18 protein-coding genes are annotated in these 19,376 nt (G+C 40.1%); 10 read left to right on the forward strand and 8 right to left on the reverse strand.

Annotated elements, in window-relative coordinates; all coding sequences use genetic code 11:
• Nucleotides 1-39: 39 nt before the first annotated feature.
• Nucleotides 40-516, reverse strand: a complete 477-nt coding sequence (locus MKY93_RS16280; RefSeq protein ID WP_040759829.1) for an S-ribosylhomocysteine lyase — start codon at nucleotides 514-516, stop codon at nucleotides 40-42.
• 293 nt (nucleotides 517-809) lie between these two features.
• On the opposite strand from MKY93_RS16280, the gene MKY93_RS16285 reads away from it, so the two are divergent.
• The gene (locus MKY93_RS16285) at nucleotides 810-2,102 is read left to right on the forward strand and encodes a Na+/H+ antiporter NhaC family protein (protein WP_078818488.1); all 1,293 of its coding nucleotides are present in this window, start codon (nucleotides 810-812) and stop codon (nucleotides 2,100-2,102) included.
• A gap of 70 nt (nucleotides 2,103-2,172) precedes the next feature.
• Here the strand turns inward: MKY93_RS16285 and MKY93_RS16290 are convergent, their stop codons facing one another.
• The gene (locus MKY93_RS16290) at nucleotides 2,173-3,522 is read right to left on the reverse strand and encodes an FAD-dependent oxidoreductase (RefSeq protein WP_340760255.1); all 1,350 of its coding nucleotides are present in this window, start codon (nucleotides 3,520-3,522) and stop codon (nucleotides 2,173-2,175) included.
• Between the two features lie 426 nt (nucleotides 3,523-3,948).
• Between MKY93_RS16290 and MKY93_RS16295 the strand changes: the two genes are divergently transcribed.
• Nucleotides 3,949-5,568: a thiamine pyrophosphate-binding protein gene (locus tag MKY93_RS16295; RefSeq protein WP_340760257.1), complete on the forward strand. Its 1,620-nt coding sequence runs from the start codon at nucleotides 3,949-3,951 to the stop codon at nucleotides 5,566-5,568.
• A gap of 134 nt (nucleotides 5,569-5,702) precedes the next feature.
• Here MKY93_RS16295 and MKY93_RS16300 read toward each other — a convergent pair whose 3' ends face one another.
• Genes MKY93_RS16300 through MKY93_RS16310 form a run of 3 tightly spaced genes read right to left on the reverse strand, consistent with a single transcriptional unit; the run spans nucleotide 5,703 to nucleotide 8,663 of the window.
• Nucleotides 5,703-6,053, reverse strand: coding sequence for a YxeA family protein (locus tag MKY93_RS16300; RefSeq protein WP_009498591.1), 351 nt, complete (start codon nucleotides 6,051-6,053; stop codon nucleotides 5,703-5,705).
• Between the two features lie 2 nt (nucleotides 6,054-6,055).
• Nucleotides 6,056-7,909: an FtsX-like permease family protein gene (locus MKY93_RS16305; protein WP_078818462.1), complete on the reverse strand. Its 1,854-nt coding sequence runs from the start codon at nucleotides 7,907-7,909 to the stop codon at nucleotides 6,056-6,058.
• Entirely contained in the window at nucleotides 7,896-8,663 is a 768-nt protein-coding gene (locus MKY93_RS16310; RefSeq protein WP_009498594.1) for an ABC transporter ATP-binding protein, read from the reverse strand. The genes MKY93_RS16305 and MKY93_RS16310 overlap by 14 nt, the downstream gene beginning before the upstream one ends.
• A 147-nt stretch (nucleotides 8,664-8,810) precedes the next feature.
• Between MKY93_RS16310 and MKY93_RS16315 the strand changes: the two genes are divergently transcribed.
• Both MKY93_RS16315 and MKY93_RS16320 read left to right on the forward strand, forming a co-directional pair.
• The gene (locus MKY93_RS16315) at nucleotides 8,811-9,512 is read left to right on the forward strand and encodes a response regulator transcription factor (protein ID WP_040759830.1); all 702 of its coding nucleotides are present in this window, start codon (nucleotides 8,811-8,813) and stop codon (nucleotides 9,510-9,512) included.
• A gap of 8 nt (nucleotides 9,513-9,520) precedes the next feature.
• The gene (locus tag MKY93_RS16320) at nucleotides 9,521-10,897 is read left to right on the forward strand and encodes a sensor histidine kinase (RefSeq protein ID WP_009498596.1); all 1,377 of its coding nucleotides are present in this window, start codon (nucleotides 9,521-9,523) and stop codon (nucleotides 10,895-10,897) included.
• A 278-nt stretch (nucleotides 10,898-11,175) separates the two neighbouring features.
• Here the strand turns inward: MKY93_RS16320 and MKY93_RS16325 are convergent, their stop codons facing one another.
• From MKY93_RS16325 to MKY93_RS16335, 3 genes are all read right to left on the reverse strand, one after another.
• Nucleotides 11,176-11,754 (reverse strand): SCO family protein, encoded by a 579-nt coding sequence (locus MKY93_RS16325; RefSeq protein WP_009498598.1) that lies wholly within the window; start codon nucleotides 11,752-11,754, stop codon nucleotides 11,176-11,178.
• A 138-nt stretch (nucleotides 11,755-11,892) separates the two neighbouring features.
• Nucleotides 11,893-13,635, reverse strand: coding sequence for a GMC family oxidoreductase (locus MKY93_RS16330; protein ID WP_009498599.1), 1,743 nt, complete (start codon nucleotides 13,633-13,635; stop codon nucleotides 11,893-11,895).
• Nucleotides 13,636-13,665: 30 nt separating this feature from the next.
• Nucleotides 13,666-14,439, reverse strand: a complete 774-nt coding sequence (locus MKY93_RS16335) for a gluconate 2-dehydrogenase subunit 3 family protein (protein WP_040759832.1) — start codon at nucleotides 14,437-14,439, stop codon at nucleotides 13,666-13,668.
• A 180-nt stretch (nucleotides 14,440-14,619) separates the two neighbouring features.
• Between MKY93_RS16335 and tatA the strand changes: the two genes are divergently transcribed.
• The 6 genes from tatA (at nucleotide 14,620) to MKY93_RS16365 (ending at nucleotide 19,289) form a co-directional block, all read left to right on the forward strand.
• Nucleotides 14,620-14,808, forward strand: coding sequence for a twin-arginine translocase TatA/TatE family subunit (gene tatA / locus MKY93_RS16340; RefSeq protein ID WP_009498601.1), 189 nt, complete (start codon nucleotides 14,620-14,622; stop codon nucleotides 14,806-14,808).
• An 18-nt stretch (nucleotides 14,809-14,826) separates the two neighbouring features.
• Nucleotides 14,827-15,573 (forward strand): twin-arginine translocase subunit TatC, encoded by a 747-nt coding sequence (tatC, locus tag MKY93_RS16345; protein ID WP_009498602.1) that lies wholly within the window; start codon nucleotides 14,827-14,829, stop codon nucleotides 15,571-15,573.
• Between the two features lie 586 nt (nucleotides 15,574-16,159).
• Complete coding sequence (locus tag MKY93_RS16350) at nucleotides 16,160-16,528, forward strand: GntR family transcriptional regulator (protein WP_009498603.1); 369 nt, start codon at nucleotides 16,160-16,162, stop codon at nucleotides 16,526-16,528.
• Nucleotides 16,529-16,545: 17 nt separating this feature from the next.
• Nucleotides 16,546-17,235 (forward strand): ABC transporter ATP-binding protein, encoded by a 690-nt coding sequence (locus tag MKY93_RS16355; protein ID WP_221837327.1) that lies wholly within the window; start codon nucleotides 16,546-16,548, stop codon nucleotides 17,233-17,235.
• Nucleotides 17,232-18,065 carry a hypothetical protein gene (locus tag MKY93_RS16360; RefSeq protein WP_340760269.1) on the forward strand — a complete coding sequence of 278 codons (834 nt, stop codon included), beginning with the start codon at nucleotides 17,232-17,234 and terminating at the stop codon, nucleotides 18,063-18,065. The genes MKY93_RS16355 and MKY93_RS16360 overlap by 4 nt, the downstream gene beginning before the upstream one ends.
• 15 nt (nucleotides 18,066-18,080) lie before the next feature.
• On the forward strand, nucleotides 18,081-19,289 hold the full coding sequence (locus MKY93_RS16365; protein ID WP_221837321.1) for a hypothetical protein: 1,209 nt from the start codon (nucleotides 18,081-18,083) through the stop codon (nucleotides 19,287-19,289).
• Nucleotides 19,290-19,376 lie beyond the last annotated feature (87 nt).

The raw sequence follows: 19,376 nt of genomic DNA on the forward strand, positions 1-19,376 counted from the left end.
CCCCGAACAATTATAAATTGTATCAGGGCCTGGTACCTTTTAAATTTTTTCCGCAAGTTCAGTTCGTACAAACGGATCGTCACTCAGCCCCGCTTCGAGAACAATTTTAGCGTATTCCTTAGCAGCAAATAAAGAATGATCCCGGTAATTTCCACATTCTTCTGCAGAAACAGCTGGTATATGTTCAGTAATGATCACTTTCTCTAAGACTTTTGTTAACGCAGCAGCCACTTCTTTCGGTTCGTGTTCATCCCAAATTATCAAATAAAAACCGGTCCGGCAACCCATTGGTGAAATGTCTATAATTCCTTCCAGTTCATCACGTAAATACGTAGCCAGCAAATGTTCAAGTGTATGAACAGCTGCTGTTGGCATAGCATCCTCATTTGGCTGGAGAAACCGTAAATCGTATTTTTGGAGAGCGCTCCCCTTTGCGTGCTGTTCTGTCCCCGCCATTCGGACATATGGAGCTTTTACTTTTGTATGATCGAGCAGAAAACTTTCAACTTGAGCCATTACCATCATCCTTTCGATATTACACTTAACCTATCACAATACTATACTATATGTAAAGTAATTAAATAAATTATTCTAAAGGTTTCCGCTACTGTATTGACAACTATTTTTTAATGAGGTAGAATTCTCTTAATTTATAATACTGATAGAATTACTTGGTTTTACTATCAAAGCAATGATTCCTGGGTTTTCACAGAAGAACTATCGACAGAAAAATTGGAGGGATTTTATTGACAGAATTAAAAAGAGATAAAGGGAGTGCGTGGGCACTGTTCCCTCTACTCGTGTTTGTCATGTTATTTATCGGAACTGGTATCCTGACGAGGGATTTTTCAAGTATGCCTTTAAATGTGGCAGTTATCATCGCCTCATTTATTGCGTTGGCTATGAATCCAAAGGAAAAGTTTCTGAAGAAGGTGGAGATTTTCACGAAAGGTGCAGGCCATCCGAATATTATGCTGATGGCTGTTATCTTCATTCTGGCCGGTGCTTTTTCAACAGTCGCAAAAGGAATGGGGGCTGTTGAGTCTACCGTCAATTTAGGCTTGTCATTCTTGCCGGCAAACTTGCTGATGGTCGGTCTATTTGTAATCGGCTGCTTCATCTCTATATCGATGGGGACTTCCATGGGAACCGTAGTCGCACTGGCGCCGATCGGCATCGGAATTGCATCCCAAACGGATATTTCGTTAGCACTCGCGATGGCAACCGTTATTGGCGGAGCAATGTTTGGTGATAACTTATCCATGATTTCAGATACAACTATTGCGGCGGCTAGGACACAGCAAACACAGATGAATGCGAAATTTAAAATAAACTTCTTAATCGTTCTGCCTGGAGCAATTATAACGGCAATTCTTCTAAGTATTTTGACGAGAGGGAATGTCGCGACAGTTGCCGGAGATTTTCATTACGATTTCATCAAGGTGTTACCATATCTAGCCGTTCTTGGAGCCGCACTTTTTGGGGTTCATGTACTCATCGTACTGCTCGGCGGTACAGTCTTTGCGGGTATTATTGGGATGATTGACGGTTCTTATAGTTTTGTATCGTTCCTGCAAACAGTTGCAGAAGGTATAATCAGTATGGAGGATTTAGCAATCATTGCAATTTTGATTGGAGGGATGGTCGGAATTATCCAATACAACGGGGGTATCGACTTCCTAATGAACTTCATTTCAAAACGAATCAAATCCAAAAAAGGTGCTGAGTTCGGTATCGCAGGACTTGTGAGTGCAGCAGATATCGCAACAGCCAATAATACAATCTCTATCCTGATGACCGGTCCTTTGGCAAAGCAGATTGCGGATGAGTATGATGTCGATCGAAGAAAATCTGCAAGCCTGCTCGACCTGTTTGCCAGCTGCTGGCAGGGTATCGTCCCATATGGTGGTCAAATGCTTGCAGCTGCCGGACTCGCGGCGATTTCTCCCCTAAGCATCCTGCCTTACTCTTTCTATCCGATACTCATGGGAGTTTGTGGCATAGTTGCAATCCTGATTGGTTATCCGAAAACGAAAAAGTCGGATAAAATAGCTCCTCAGCCTGCTGCATTGCCCACAGCAGAAGATCAGTTAACAGATTAGAACTTTCCGAAGAATCTCCTTCCGCATGCCATCTGTATTGCGGACAGGAGACTTCAAATTCCCCCTCTACCTACTTATCTTCCAGCTTGGCGACCGCTTTTCTCGCCGCACTCTGAATCGGATCCCATGTACTGTTGAAGGGCGGCGCATAGCTTAAATCCAAATCTTCCAATTCCTCAACTGTCATCTCATTGAATAATGCAGTGGAAAGCACATCTATCCGCTTATCCACCCCCGCTTTACCAATCACCTGCCCGCCAAGCAGCAAACCATCTTCACGCCTGAATGTTAATTTAACCGTCAGCGACCTTGCATTCGGATAATACGATGCATGCGTTTTCGACCGCACAATCATCGACAAATACGCAATACCTGCTGCAAACGCCTCCCGATCAGACAACCCGGTCTTCCCTAAAGCTAAATCCATGAATTTCAAAATGGATGTGCCCGTAATTCCTTTAAATGCACGGTGCTTTCCCGCCATATTCAACCCCGCAACCCGGCCCTGTTTATTCGCATGCGTCCCGAGCGGCGTATACTCATCCACCTGTGTAATACGGTTATACTGCATCGCACAGTCACCTGCTGCATAGACGTCCACCACATTTGTTTCCATCCATTCATTTACATAAATCGCTCCGTTTTTAGCCAAATGAATTCCCGTTTCCTTAAGAAACTCTGTGTTCGGACGCAAACCCGCCGCAACCAGGACAACATCCGTCTCGTATGTACGTTTGTTTGTGCGGACAGACGTGACGAAATGTTCCCCAATAATCTCTTCTAATACCTCTTCGTATAAAATCTCGATGCCATGACGTTCAGCTTCTTCTTCAATTAATTTTGCCATTTCTTCATCGAATGTCTTTGCCACTTGCCGACTGCGGATCAATATCCTAACACGCTTTCCAAGCAACCTAAAGCTTTCCGCCATTTCCAACCCGACATACCCGCCTCCTACAATTGTGACATCCTCAATACCATTTTCAACTTTCTTCATGATTGCTTCAACATCCGCTAGTGTCTTTACCGAATAAACGCCCTGCAAATCAACTCCTTTCCAATTCGGGATAAATGAACTTCCCCCGCTTGCTGTAAGTAGTTTATCGTATCGTATACAAAATGATTCGCCGGTTTTTACGTTTCTTCCCGAGACCAACTTTTCCTCCGTATCGACTTTCTCCACTTGATGGTGCACACGCGCATCCATCCCAAATTTATTCCGATACGTCTCCACACTGCGTACAACGAGATCATTCACCGACTTAACAACCCCGTTAATCACATACGGCATTCCGCACTGCGCGTAGGAATACACCGCTCCCTGCTCCAAAATTGTAATCTCCGCACTTAGATCATGTTTCAATAATTGCATGGCAGCACTCATTCCTGCTGCGTCACCGCCAATAATCACATATTTCATATGAACATTCCTTTCTAAAATGGCGTAACGTTCTGTCTGGCCCTGACTGAAGCTGTCCTGTAAAAAAGAATTCCCGCCTTCACCCTATTACTTTCATTAGTACCCTGTTTACTAATGGTTCAACGTTTATACTTCATAATTATTCTCTGACTAGCGCCATTATTTCCGGTTTAAGGTTTACTCTTTGTGCAGTAGCCGGATACTATTATTGGAAATGGATGAAGCTTATTTCCTAATCGCTAAATAACAATCGTCTTTACATTTATATATAAGAAGATTCACCATAGCAATCATTTTAAAGGCAATATTTATAAAAGCAGAATAATGTTTAACCGGTGCTTTTAAGTGAAAGAACAATAAGAATGAAGATTAAAACATTTTATATCCTTCAAGTCGAAAATAATAAATACAGGAGGTTCGCATGTTATGAAAAAAACAGACCAGACGGTTGCTGAATTAATGCTTGATCAATTGTCTTTGTTCGGTGTAAAACGTATTTATGGAGTTGTGGGCGATACCATTATCGGACTTATCGATGCATTGGCCAAGCAGAATAAAATTCAATTCATTGCGGTTAAACACGAGTCAACAGCTGCTTTTATGGCATCTGCGGAGGCGAAACTAACAGGCAAGCTCGGTGTCTGTACAGCGACAATGGGTCCTGGAGCGGCCAATCTACTGAACGGGCTGGGAGATGCCTATGCTGACAAAGCTCCTGTACTGGCAATTACGGGGCAAGCACCGAGTGATAAAATCGGCACTGAATTCCCGCAATATGTAGACCAGCAGGAGCTAATGAAGCCGTTCGCCTCTTATTCCGCTAATTTAGCAAGCCCCGAGGCAACGGTCGAACTTCTTCAAAAAGCGGCACAAACATCACTCGGGCAACGGGCTGTCACCCATCTGTCTATTCCAAAAGATTTATTTACAATGTCTGCTTCAAGTAAACCTCGTCCATTGCCCAATATTATAGAGGGCACGTCCATTTTTACGGAAAATAGTCTGGAAAAGGCAACAGCAATAATGAAAACAGCCAAGCGTCCAATGATTCTCGCAGGCGCCGGGGCTACTTTCGCTATAAAAGAAGTGGAGAAACTTGCTGAATTATGGGGAGCTGGCATTCTGACAAGCTTAGGTGGAAAAGGCTTATTTAATGAGCCTTCCCCAAATGTTTTGCAAGGAATCGGCGAAGGAGGCAATCCGTATGCTGCTGAATTATTTAAAGAAGCAGATGTTGTGCTTTTGGCAGGAACAACCTGGTGGCCGGAAGGATATGTGCCGAACGACGCGAGGATAATTCAGATTGATCGCCACTTTGGTAAATTTGAAAAAGGTATTCCCGTCGAACTCGGTATCGCCGGTAAAAGTGAAGAAGTTCTTCCTCTCTTATTAGAGAGCCTTCAAGGATTTTCCAAAAAAGAAGACTGGGTGCTCCGCTGTCAAGAAATAAAAGAGAAATGGGCTCAACAAAACAATCAAGAAGGCAGCACTGCGGGTTATCCCGTCCACCCTTCGCGAATTATCCGTGCCCTTGACCAAACAGTAGCTGCAGACGCTGTTTTGGCACTTGATACAGGAGATGTTACGGTGTGGACAAACCGTAACTTCCAGCAGAAAGATCAAACCGTTTTATTTTCAGGTTATTGGCGGACGATGGGCTTTGGCCTTCCTGCTGCGATGGCCGCGAAGCTCGTAAACCCTGAAAAACAAGTAGTAGCGGTAGTCGGGGATGGTGGACTTCAAATGACGCTTGCAGATCTATTGACTGCCACCCGTTATGAACTCAATATTACCGTCGTTGTGTTAAATAATGGAGCTCTGCAAATGGAGAGAGACAAAATTAACGTCATGGGGAAGAAAGAAGTAGGTGTGGATTTAACAAACCCTGATTTCGTGAAGGTAGCGGAAGCTTGCGGGTGGAAAGGATTTCGGGCAGAGCCAGAGACCCAGCTAGAATATTTGCTGAAAGAAGCATTCCAGACGAACGGTCCTTCACTGGTAGACATCTCTACAGCCCAGGCATTCTTTCCTGAAACGGAAGGGTAAAACATTTCATTCTAACCATGCATTAAATCTACACGTTTATTGACACTTTTACGCCAATTCAAATTATCATAAATGTTTCTCTTATAAAGTAAAAAAACCCGTCCGATAGTGTTTGGACGGGTTTAACTTAGAATTTAAAACTTCACCTTATCGGGAATATCTGACAATTCCACTTCATCATAAGAAGTGACGTCATCTCCTTTAGTCAGATATAACTTCAAATATGCGCCTTCTCGCAGCTCTTTTGCTGCTGTGAATTCTACTTCGATTTCTTTACCATTTTCTTTATAAGCAGGACCAGTATACAAGTATCTTTTCATGATTTCACCTGAGTCCAGTTTTGTCTCTTCAACCGAATGCGCTGGTGAGATATGATAGTAGGCATTGCCTTTCCCCATTCTGTTAAAGTCCACCTTTGCTAACGCAAAGACAGCCCCAGCTAATAACACGGCGATGACACCTGCCAAAATTAATCCTTTTCTCATAATTACCCCTCCAAATATCCTCTTCTAATTGTTTTAATGAAGCTGCGTACCGTAGCAAAATAGTACATCGCGTAAATCATTGTGTAAGCCAACATCCAAATGACGACTGGCACAAGGAAATCCATCATGAACATATTGGACACTGCGACCAATGCAACGCCTCCGTGAATAAGTCCAAGAACAAGCGGAACTGTAAAGATGACGCCGACCTGCCCACGAATCGTCCTGTTCATATCCTTTTTTGAGACGCCAATTTTATGAAGAATTGCATATTTCGCTTTATCCTCTTCCGCTTCAGTCATCATTTTGAAGAAGATGATGCTGCCTGTTGCGACGAGGAAGACAAGCCCTAAAAAGCTTCCCACGAAAAGCAATGCACCCAACGATTCGATTGTATTTTTATAATCCGCTGTCGCACTTGAGAAGTTCTCGGTCGAAGCAGCTAACCGGTCCGATACAGCAGACTGGTTTTTATAGTTGGTTACTTTGACAGCTTGTATCAGTGTCTCATCGGATTTGATTTCGTCATACAGTTGTTCCGGTACGACAATTGCATTTCCACCTAACGTCTCGACATTGAACAGCACTTTATCATAGAATTTGGCGACTGGAAACTCTACCTTGTTTATCGTTACAGAATCCAATTTTTCAGACCAGCGTTCATCAAAAAATGCATCGATTGCAAAGACCTCATTCTGTCGTAACTTTTGAATATCTGACCAACCTAAATCCTTTGCCAACTTGCCGAAGGTTGCTTCATCAATTACAACATATTCCATTTCATACTTATCGAGTGCAACTCGGATCATCTTGCTATAGAACGTGATTTCCGATTCGATTATCGACGTGTCGATAGCCTGCTTCTCTCCTTCCCACATGAATGTGTAAGGAGTATACTCTCTCACATTTTTTTCGGCATTGTAATAAACACCGAAAACTGCGCCTCCTGATGTAATGGTCGTCGCACTCAATATCGTAATTAGCGTTAGCGTTTTCGCGTTTCCTCTTATCCTGTAAAGCAGCTGTGACGCCGTCATCATATGAAGACCTTTCCAAGCCCAGCGTGCATTTCCTTTCAAAGCTGACAGCACATACACTAATACGCTATGGAACAGCAAATACGAGCCGAGTACTGTAAAGGCGATGATGACAATCGGGGTTGCTAGTCCAAGCACACGCCATACCTGTGATTCCGTTAAGTCCTGCAAGGCAAGATAGTACGCGATTGCCAACGACGCCACACCTAGTACGGCTGTGATGACCCTTGCTTTCGGCACATTCTCTCCCTTTTTTTCCGCATGGAACAAATCAATCAACTTGAAACGGTAAATGATACGATGTCCCATCAACGAAGTGAATAAGAAAATAATGAAAAATACTATACATGTATTAATTAGCGCGTTCATTGAAAAAGCGAATCCAGCAACGATGTCGAGACCCATCAGCTTCAAGAGAATGGTGAGCAACATTCTGGACAACAAAAAGCCTAAAACAACACCAATACCGAGCGATACCAACCCAATCACCATGTTCTCAAAGAACAAAAGGAATCCAATCGACTTTTTGCGTACGCCTAATAAAGAATAGAGCGCAACTTCCTTCTTCCGCTTTTTCATGAAGAATGAATTGGAATACAATATGAAGATCGCTACGAAAATCATGAGCACAAATGCAGATGCCCCCATGATTCCTTTAATCTGCTTTGACGTTTCAGCCATTCCACTAATATCCTCACTATATTTTAACGTAGCAAATGTGAAATATATCAAGATGGAAAAGACGGTGGAGCCTATATAAAGCGAATAGCTTTTCATATTGCGGCGGATATTTTTCAACGCCAATTCAAATAACGTCATTCACATCACCGCCCATTTGCGCCAATTCATCCAAAATCATTTGGAAAAACTCTTTCCGCGTCTTACTTCCACGAAAAATCTCTTTCGATAGCCGTCCGTCTTTAATAAATAAAATTCTGCGGCAAAAACTTGCTGCATAAGCATCATGTGTCACCATCATAATCGTCGTTTCATGCTTTTCATTTAACGAACTCATACTTTCAAGCAAATCTGTGGCCGACTTTGAATCGAGCGCGCCTGTCGGTTCATCCGCAAAAATTATTTTCGGATTGGAAATTAATGCGCGACTTGCTGCTGTACGCTGTTTCTGTCCACCTGAAATTTGATACGGGTATTTATTAAGCAAGTCTGATATGCCGAATGTACCCGCGATTTCATCCACCCGCTTAGCAATTTCCTCTGGTTTAATTTTTGCAATCGCTAATGGCAATAAGATATTTTCGCGGACAGTCAACGAATCCAATAGATTATAATCTTGAAAGATAAATCCTAGATGGTCTCGCCGAAAATCCGCAAGTTTTTCTTCTTTCATCTTTGCAATGTTATCCTTCCCGATATAAATATCTCCAGTTGTAGGTGTATCGATCGTTGCTAGGACATTCAGCAACGTGGACTTCCCTGCTCCCGAAGGACCCATAATTCCAACAAACTCACCATGATCGATTTCAAACGAAATATGTTCAAGCGCTTTGAATGTATTCGCATCTTTTCCGTATTTTTTTTCAACGTCTTTCACAAGTAATAATGACTCCATTTAGTTGCACCTCTTTCGTATATCTTTACTATACTTGGCGAACCTTAAGCTAATTTTACGCCGACCTTACATTACCCTTAAATACGGGCGGGTTTTAGAGAATTGCTTTATACTTGGGTCAACGTTGCTTGAAAGGAAGTGTATCATTTGGAAAAACCACGCATCTTAATCGTAGATGATGAAAGCGATCTGCGTCATTTAATGGAAACTGCACTTATGAAGGAAGGCTTTTCGGAGATCAAAACGGCTGGATCCGTAAGGGAAGGTTGGGAGCAGTTTGAAGCATCCTCGCCGGATATAGCAATTTTAGACATCATGCTTCCAGATGGGGAAGGTTATGATTTATGCAAAAAGATTCGAGAAGTTTCCCATATCCCCATTTTATTTCTATCAGCAAAATCCGACGAAACAGATAAAATTTTAGGGCTCGCTCTTGGGGGCGATGACTATATTACAAAACCATTCAGCCCAAAGGAAGTCGCCTTCAGGGTGAAAGCCCAATTAAGACGTGCTGGCTATCATGAAATAGAGGCAACTTCCCAACCTAAAGAGATTGCCATTGGACCGTTTTCTATGAACGAGGCGCAAACCGAAGTACTGAAGAACGGCGTAGCTTTGGAACTGACAGCTAAAGAAATGGGATTGATGGCTTCTTTCATGCAGAATCCAAATCAAATTTTGAGCAAAGAGACACTTTTTGAACGTGTTTGGGGGGAAGACTTTTTCGGTGCGGATAATACGTTAATGGTTCATATCCGCCGCCTCCGCGAAAAAATTGAGGATCATCCATCAAAGCCTGCATATCTCACAACCGTAAAAGGATTGGGCTATAAATTCATTGTGAAATAGGTGATTCGATGAAATGGAAGTTGACTGTCCAATACTTATTTTCAGTCTTGAGCATTGTCTTTATTGTCATTTTCGTTAATTTAATTATATTAATCGGTGTACTTTACTTCCAACAGACAAACGGCAATGACAGCTTATCTACTGATACCGGCGAATCTTTCACCCGCCAATTTTCTCGTTATCTGTCGACGGAAAATGAGCAGCCCCTCATTACAGACGAAGGGATTCAGGCACTTCGGGAATTTGGCGGTTGGCTCCAAGTACTAGATTCAAACGGGCATGTCGTTACTGCTGCCCTTGCACCCAAAGATGCACCTACACACTACAGTCCGGTTGAGCTCGTCCATATTTATAAGTATATGGACGATCAATTAACAACGTATTATGTCGGTCAATTTGAAGAATACAGCTATTTATTGGGCGTTCAAAATTCCACTGAACAGCGTGTTGTCTTCATGTTCAATGCCCAGTCATTCCTGTCCTATGTATCAAAAGCATTCGTCGGCATTACAATTGCCGATCTGCTTATCGCAATGCTCGTCGGATTGCTTTTTAGCATGATCATAACAAAGCCGGTTTCGTACATAATCGACCGGATTTCACAGCTGAAAGAGCGAAATTTCTCCATCCAAAAAATGAAGCGTCAAGGTGTCTTCAAACCAGTCTTTTCAAATTTGAATTCAGTTTCTGAAACATTGCAGGCCCATGAAGAGGAGCGCATGAAGCTTGAAAAGATGCGCGAAGAATGGATTAGCAATGTTTCGCATGACTTAAAAACGCCTCTCGCATCCATTCGAGGCTTTGCAGAATTGCTACGTGGACAAGACGTGATGGAATCGGAACGTGCAGAGTATGCGGAAATCATCGAACGAAAATCCATTTATATGAAGGATCTATTGGATGATTTTAATTTAACGATGCGCTTACGTAATCAGGAAATGCCATTACATCGTGAAGATACACGTCCCGCAAGCTTCGTCCGCGAAATAGTTATAGATGTATTGAACGACCCGAGATACAGCGATCACGCAATTTCATTTGAAGGCAACGCACACAATGCAATATGGAGTATCGACCGGCATTTAATGAAACGAGCCATTTTGAATTTCATTCACAACGCGATTATTCATAATGATCGTGACATAGCGATCACTATTAGTGTTTCGGATACAGGGCTCACAATCGAAGACGATGGGAAAGGCATTGCAAAGCAAGACATTGAACAAATATTCAACCGTTATTACAGAGGATCCAATACGGACAACATTCACGGCACTGGACTTGGGCTTGCCATTTCGAAAGACATTATCGAGGCACATGGAGGACATATTACATTGACGAGTGACATTGGAAAAGGAACGAAAGTAGAGATTTTCTTAAATTAAAAAGGTGCCTACTTTACAGGCACCTTCCATTACTTGCTTTCCACTACCATCGCCCCTTTGAATTAAGCCAATATCTTTCGCGTAGTATCCAAAATACGTTTGTTTGTTCCATGGTGTATACGTTCCGACAGCCAGCACATCGCGGTATTTCGTATCGCGTACAGTCCGTACTAAGTCCGTGCCAATAATCCAAGCATTTTCGTATGATACCGGCCCTATGTCGTTCTCATAAGGAAGGCAAATGAAAACCTATTGTTTGAATCATGAAGTTTTTGTTTTCACATTACTTTTTTCGCATCTGCAATGAGGTTTTCATAATCTAGTTTCGATAGGCCGTCATACCGTTTGATGACTTCGCCTTTCGGATTGATAAGGAAAAAAGATGTGCTATGTGCATATACATGGTCTTCTGGTCCTCCCCCGTCTAATACGGTTTTAAAGGATTTGTTGGATAGTTCTTTTATTTTGTCAAAGTCATATCCGGTCAAAAAGGTCATGTTTTCGAAGTTTGCATCATATATTGCTGCAAAATCTTGAAGTACTGCTGGTGTATCGAAATCAGGGTCTACACTAAAGCCAATGATTGGTGGTGTCATACCAGCGTCCCTTAGTGTCGCTTGAACGTTTACGATATTGGCTGTTGTTTGTGGGCAGACCATTTTACAGTTCGTATAGAAAAAATAAGCAATCCACCAGTCGCCTTTTAATTGTTCTGATGAAAATGTTTCATTATGTTGGTCTGTAAATTCGAAGTCTGCAACTGTCGCGGATATGTTTGATTCAATTTTTCCGTTACTACAAGCGACAAGTGTAAGTGTAAAGATGAGTAGGATGATGTTGAACGATGTATTTTTCAAAATAGTAACACCCTTTCTACTACAATATCAATGGATTATTATTTATTAAAAATAAGGACGTGAGGTTCATACTACGTCAAATATATATACGTAGTATGATCTTACGTCCCATTGCATGTATTCAAATTAACTGGCTGTTTATGCTTTTATTGCATTTGATTTCTTTTCAACTAGTAACCCGCTACCATCTGATAAGTACTTGTCAATTCCTTCAGCAGCACGGTATGCTAATGCACCGAGTGTACCTGTTTGTTGAGGAATTTTATGTGGTAATGCAGATGCTCCGATTACGAATAAATTATCCATATCCCAGACTTGAGAGTAGTTGTTTACTGCTGAAGTCTTTGGGTCATCTCCCATAATTACCCCGCCACTTGTTTCACCATATCCTTGTGTATGCCTCCATTCTTGAGGTGGATTACCCTTCTCAATAATGTCTGCTCCCATTTCCTTCATGATTTCTTCTGCACGTGCACTAAAGTACTCTGAGAATTTTTTATCTTGTTCAGTAACCGAGTGTGTAATTCTTAATAATGGGTCATTAAACATGTCCGTATAGTTTGGGTCTAAGTCCATATAGTTAAATTTCCAACCGAATGACGGTGACATGAATCCAACACTTAACATACGATTTGCGTAGTGAAGTGATTTTTCTTTAAATTCTTTCCCCCATCGTGGTGTACCTTGTGGTACTGGGTTGGAACCAATCGGCCCTGAGCCACGTTGACGAATTTCACAAATCCCTCCACCGATAAAGCCTAAGTCAGAATTATCGATGTTGTCACTATCCAGATCACTAAATGTACCGCCTAAGGAACCTGAACCCATAAATAAGTTGAATTTTTTATCTTCAAAGAAACCAGTCGCACTTCCACCTGGAGATGCTAATCCGGCAGAGTTTTTACCAATAACTCCTTCGCCTGTTTTTGGATCATATGGTTTCCCAATTTCCGAAAGTAACATTAAATGTGTGTTAGAGATAGTGTAACCTGCTAAAACAACTACGTCGGCAGGTTGCTCATATTCCATTCCCGTCCGCATGTCTACATACAAAACACCGGAAGCTTTTCCGTCTTTATGTATCACACGGCGTGCATAAGATTCTGTACGTATTTCATAATTACCTGTTTTCTTAGCTGTACGAATAACTGTTGCTACCGGGTCTGATTTCGCGCCGAAATCACAACCATACATCATACAGAATGAACAATATTGACAAGCGTTAATTGTTTCTCCATCCGGATTTTCATATTGCTCAGAAAGGTTGGCAGACGGTATCATAATTGGATGGTATCCCAATTTGGATGCTGCTTCTTTAAATAATTTTACTGGGTATGAAGGACGCATTGGTCCTGTAGGATAACTATCACTACGTGGTGGTCCCATTGGGTCATCTTCACCAGATGTACCAGCTGTTTTTTCGAATTGGTCAAAATAAGGTTCTAATTCTTCATATGTTATCCCCATATCTTGTAAATTCATATCTGCCGGAATTTTATCTTCTCCATATTTGTCAATCGTAATAGAACGTGCTTGGAGATCAAATTTACGTCCACGTTGTGTAACGCCTGACCAGTGTACACTACTACCTCCAACGTTGTTACCTTCAAAATTTTCACTTTGCGTTCGAAGTGGGAATGCTTCTTCATCTAAAGTACCGCGCGCTGTGACAGTTGAAATAGAGTTATCTGTCATAATTTCATAGCGAGATGCATAACGCAGCTCGTCTTTAGAGCCAACAAAATCACTATGGTCGTGATCCCTTCCTCGTTCTAGAGCTACTACCTTATATCCCTTCTTTGCTAGTTCTGCTGATGGGATTCCACCAGCCCAACCAGTACCCACTACGACAACATCTACTTTGTCTAATTTTATAGCCATGACAATCCCCCTGAAATATTACTTTATTTTTTAGCCCTGATAATCTTTTAAACTCATTCGTTCAATGATTTGGAATTTCTCTTCTTCGATTAAATCACTATAACCTGGACGAATTCCTGGATGTTCTTTCATTTTCCATCCCATCATATTCTTGTTTCCACCGTAAAGCGGGTCAGCATACGCTCCTTCAATCGTCATTTGACGTAATAAGTTAAAAAATGTAGGACCTTTAACACCACGCAATCCGATTTCTCCAGCTTCCATTGCTTTTAGTATCTCATCTTGTTGTTCGCCTTCTAAATCATAGAACTTTGCATCCTGGCTTCTTAGACTTTCAGCATTCAACTTTCGAATACCTTCAATAAACACTTCACCACGTGACATTAACGTCTGATAAGATGAGGCAACTTTTACTTCTTGAACAGGACCTTTCATATAGTCGAATTTATTCGAACCATACGGGCCTGCTAATTGTTTATCTATAAAATATGGAACACCTAAACCAATTGCACCTGGTCCATTACCATCTTCAGGGTAAATTCTTTCTACTGCTGCTTCTAATACAAAAAAGTCTTCAAATCGAGTGAAAAACATTCTTGTTTCTGTAAATTCCTTTTTAGGTCTTTCATCTTTATTGGATGTTGTGATGTCTTTTGTAAATGGATTGCCGATAAATGAACCTAATAAACCACCACCAACAATACCACCAGCAACTAATCCCGAGTTTTTCAAGAAACGACGTCTCGATTCTTGTTCGGGCTGATTGTCCTCATTTTTCTTCTCTTGCTTTTTCTGATCCGACATATGCACCCCTCCTAGTAACATACTATGGTGTGACTAGCTTGAATTATGACGCACTGAAAACAGTTACATTGAGAATGACTTATCTAGCTGAACATCTCTGTAGTGTGAATATTATGTATAATACATTTCATAAGATGATAAAAAGGTTGTAGAATCGATAATATAATAGGAGTGGTGTATATGAACCTAGCGGCTATTGGTGTACCAGGATTAATTATTATTTTAGTAATTATTTTAATTATGTTCGGACCAAGAAAGTTACCTGAAATTGGTGGGGCAGTCGGCAAAACATTGGCGGAATTTAAGAAATCAACAAAGGAGATCATGGATTTTGACAATGAAGAATCGGAAGAAAAGAAAAAAATGTGAATAAAAGTAGGTGTTACGATGCCTGAAGAATCTAAAAGAATGAATGATCCAGCAGTATTCGGTCATTTAGACGAATTAAGAAGACAGTTAATCAAGTCGGCAGTAGTATTTACAATCGTTTTTATTTTCGCGTTAAGTACGATTCACTTTTGGTTTCCCTATATAATAAAAGACTATAAACTACTGATTCTTAGTCCATTTGATGTGTTGTCATTTTATATGACGATATCACTAGCCCTTTCGATTGGTTTGTCAATACCTTTTATATGTCACTTTATTTATCAATTTGTTAAGCCAGGTTTGACAAAACGTGAAAGTAAATTTTTTAGTTTATATACACCAGTTATTTTTCTATTGTTTTTATTTGGTTTAACGTTTGGCTATCTAGTGATTAATCCGATTAGTTATAGTTTTCTAACAGGTTTAGGTGCAATTCATTTTGATGTGATGATATCCGCTAGTGAATATGCTCGATTTTTATTATATACAACCGTACCAATTGCTTTAATGTTTGAATTACCAATCGTTGCTTTATTTTTAGCAACGATTGAAGTATTGACGGTAGCAACAATGAAAAAAACAAGAAAATGGTCCTATGTTATTTTAGCGCTATTATCTGCAGTGATTACACCGCCGGACTTTATTAGTCAATTACTCGTTTTAATACCAATGATTTTATTATATGAAATAAGTATTCGTGTTGTAGCAAGAGTTGAGAAAAGGCGTCTTTTGAAACAAGAAGAGGAAGAGATGCTAGTAACCTAGCTTTACCATATGAATATATTATTTTGAAAGAGTTTGAAATTGGAGGAACAAGCATGGTGATACAAGGAAACGGTATTCCATCCTGTTGACGCATGTAACGCCCTAATATTTCGAGCTCTTTTTTGTGTGTTGTTTAAAATTAATCGCTCCTTTTCAACATAAAAACTACTTCATTACCACACTTTTTGATAAAAGGTACATTTACGACAAATTATCCGTTAATTTGTACAATCATGAATGTTTTCCACGTAGGTACTTATATTTTGGTCTGCTCGCAAATAATCTTGAACTATGACTGTGATGTTGACAATAAAAGTGTATTACGCATATAATACATATTGTAGAGTGTATTAACCCATTAATACGTTTAAATTCTTTTATACCTTATATATGCACGAGGTGTAACTGCGCTTGAATGCAGTGGAAGACTTTTTTAAAGTTACTGTATGAATGACTTAATACGCACTTTTATCACGGCTGTATGACGGGTTTTACTACAATGCTTGAAAACAGATGCTATTTTTTTGCAATCACTGTATCACCCACTTAATACGCTAAACACATTACGTTTTTAGGAGTTGGATCTATGAAAGTCAAGTTTAATAATCGTGATCCTGTTTATGTACAAGTGATCCGGCATTTTAAAGAACAAATTGCCTCAGGTTACTTTGAACCCGGTCAGGAGATTCCATCGAGAAGAGAACTGGCGAATCAGCTTAAAATTAATCCAAATACGGCGCAACGGGCGTATAAAGAAATGGAGGAACAAGGTTTGATACTTACGGAGGGGAATTTACCCAGTCGCATTTCAAAGGATGAGCAAGTACTAGAAATGGTTAGAGAGGAATTGATTTTAGAGGCCGTTGATACATTCGTTCATTCGATTCGTTCAATCAATATTCCTATTCATGAGGCCCTGCATTTAGCCAAGGATAAGTATGAAGAAGGAAACTAATGGAATGGGGGATTCTTATGATTGAGATAAAAGATGTTACAAAAAAGTTTGGTAAGAAGAAAGTATTAAATGGTGTTTCTTTTACAGCTGAAAAAGGAAAGATTACTTGTTTAATTGGTATTAACGGTGTTGGGAAAACAACAATTATGAAAGCGATTATGGCATTATCCCCCATTGCGAGCGGTGAAATTCTGATTGACGGAAAAAAAATTCATAAAGAAAGCTATGAAAAAATCACTTTTATACCAGATACGATCACGATGTTGCCGCAAATGCAAATACGGGATGCATTCGTCTTCATGGCTGATTTTTACGACAGCTGGAATCAAGCACGAGCCAGTGAACTTCTTCGGTTTTTTAAGCTGCAGGAGACAGATCGAATTTCTGATCTATCTAAAGGAAATACCGCAAAAGTAAACCTGATACTCGGTTTAGCGATGGATGTCGATTATGTCTTAATGGACGAGCCGTTTTCCGGAATTGATATATTCAGCCGTGAACAAATAGCCGATGTATTTACGAGTCATTTAATTGAAGACCGGGGCGTCATTATAACGACCCATGAAATTAATGATATTGAGCATTTAATTGATAAAGTCGTTTTACTGGATAACGGCGTCGTTTTAAAAGAATTTGATACGGAAGAAATACGAGAAAAAGAAGGTAAATCGGTAGTTGATGTAATGAGAGAGGTGTATGAAGCATGAAACAATATCTGAAGTTGGTCAATTTCGAGTTCAACCGATTTTTTAAACTGTATCTCGTTTTAATTGGAATTACGATCCTCACTCAGATCATTGGCGTTATTACAACAGCACGAATGCATGTAAATCGGGCAAATCGGGCAAATGAATGGATTAACGAGGAGCATATGACGAAGGGCGATATTCAACTCGCGCCGATTTCTTTTTATGATTTTTCCCAATCAGCTTGGTTTATGGGACCCATTGCACTTGGTGCTGCTACCCTGCTGATTTATGTTTTCTTTATTTGGTATCGGGACTGGCTCGGAAAAAATACATTTAGTTACCGCTTGTTCATGTTACCAATTGCGCGCATTCAAGTCTATTTGGCCAAGGCTGCAACGATTTTACTGTACGTTCTGGGCCTCATTGCATTGCAACTGCTTTTAATGCCAGTGGAGAACAAAATTTTAAAGTGGATAGTTCCAAGTGAGTTTCGTACCGATCTCTCTATTAATGAAATTACACGCATTCCAAATGTGGCTCTGTTAATACCAAACACTCTTGGTGAGTTTGTTCTTTACTATGCTGCTGGAGTAGGGGTTGTATCGATTGTCTTCACGGCTATTTTGTTTGAACGTTCTTACCGAGTAAAAGGAATTATGTATGGCATTCTTTTTTGTGCTGCTTCCCAACTCGTCTTTTTTGCACCGTTACTAGTGAATACATTTGTTTTGAAGAATTACTTTTATCCGACAGAACTATTTTTCATGGAATTAGCAACAGGTCTTGTTGTGGCGGCTTGCTCCATTTGGACTGCTAATTTCCTAATAAAAAATAAAGTAAGAGTTTGATGGGAGATCACATACATGAAACGCTATTGGAAAATTATTTCAATTTGTTTGGTTATCGTACTTAGTATTGGAACATTTTATATACAGTCGAGTTTCGCTACAAACAATCATGTGGAAATTGAATTTAAAAAAATAAGTGGCAATGAAAATGAAGTAAAGAACTTAATTTTAACCGGGGATTATCAGGCAGGCGATAGATCTCAATCCTTACAAATCACAAATGAAAAAACAATTGATCCAAATCATTTACCTTTTCTCAAAAAAATAGAGAGGATGAGTGTTCCGCCGACTCTTGAAGGATTGGTAAAAGAGCGTAGGAGCTTTATGCGCAGCAAGGATTTAACAGCTAATCATTTCTTTGAAGATAAAAATACAGTAGCATATGCCCGAATTCAAGCGGAGAATTTTTATGAACAACCGATGAAAGAATTAACCTTTGAAATTGAAGTACTCAATAAAAAATCAGAAAAAATTACGTCCTTAGAATTAGACGTACCAGAAAGAGAAAAGTACAGTTGGATGAGTGTTGAGAAGGTCCAAGTAATAGAGGGCGAATTAAAGATAATTACCCATAACCTTCTTATGGATGGCAGAGGTGAATTCCATGCATATACGGTTAATTTGAAAGGGCAAAAGTTGGTACACAATGACACAATCGCTTCTACACCGACGGTAGAATATGGCTGGACTGATATACGAGTAATCAATGCTGGAGATTACAATGAGAAAAGTAAATATCTATTGATTCACATTGAGGCTTCCGAAGAAAAAAGCATGCAAGATGATGGTCAACCAAACATAATCGCTAATGAATACGTGGTTTACGATATAGAAAATAACCAGACTAAAAAATTAGCTGTTCCTGATGAAATACTTGATTCTATAGGCGGAGCATCTGCTGTCTTTCACTCTACAATTTTTATTCCGTTACAAACAGCGAATGGTATAGAGGTCAACCAGTATGACATAGAAAACGAAAAATGGGATGAAAAACTGATATTTGATATAGCAGATTCAACGGATGATGAAAATCCTTATTTGAAAGTGATGAATGGAAGGTTATATGCCGTTTCCGCAACAAATAAAGAGCATATCTTCTTTATAGGAGATTTGGAAACGGGAGAATCATTATATGAAGGGAAATTGGAAGTAAAAAGTCAAAGAAATAAACAGGAGGATTATCATCTATATATTTATGAGATTTTGGAAGGTGCAGATTTCTGAATTAGTTCAGAATGAGAATCTGGCACCTCTCACGATCTAAAAAATCATGCATACTCCTTGTATAGGTATTTATTTTCAACCTTTTTA

The sequence above is a fragment of the Sporosarcina sp. FSL W7-1283 genome, from assembly GCF_038003105.1.
In the GTDB taxonomy this organism is placed as follows: Bacteria; Bacillota; Bacilli; order Bacillales_A; family Planococcaceae; genus Sporosarcina; species Sporosarcina newyorkensis.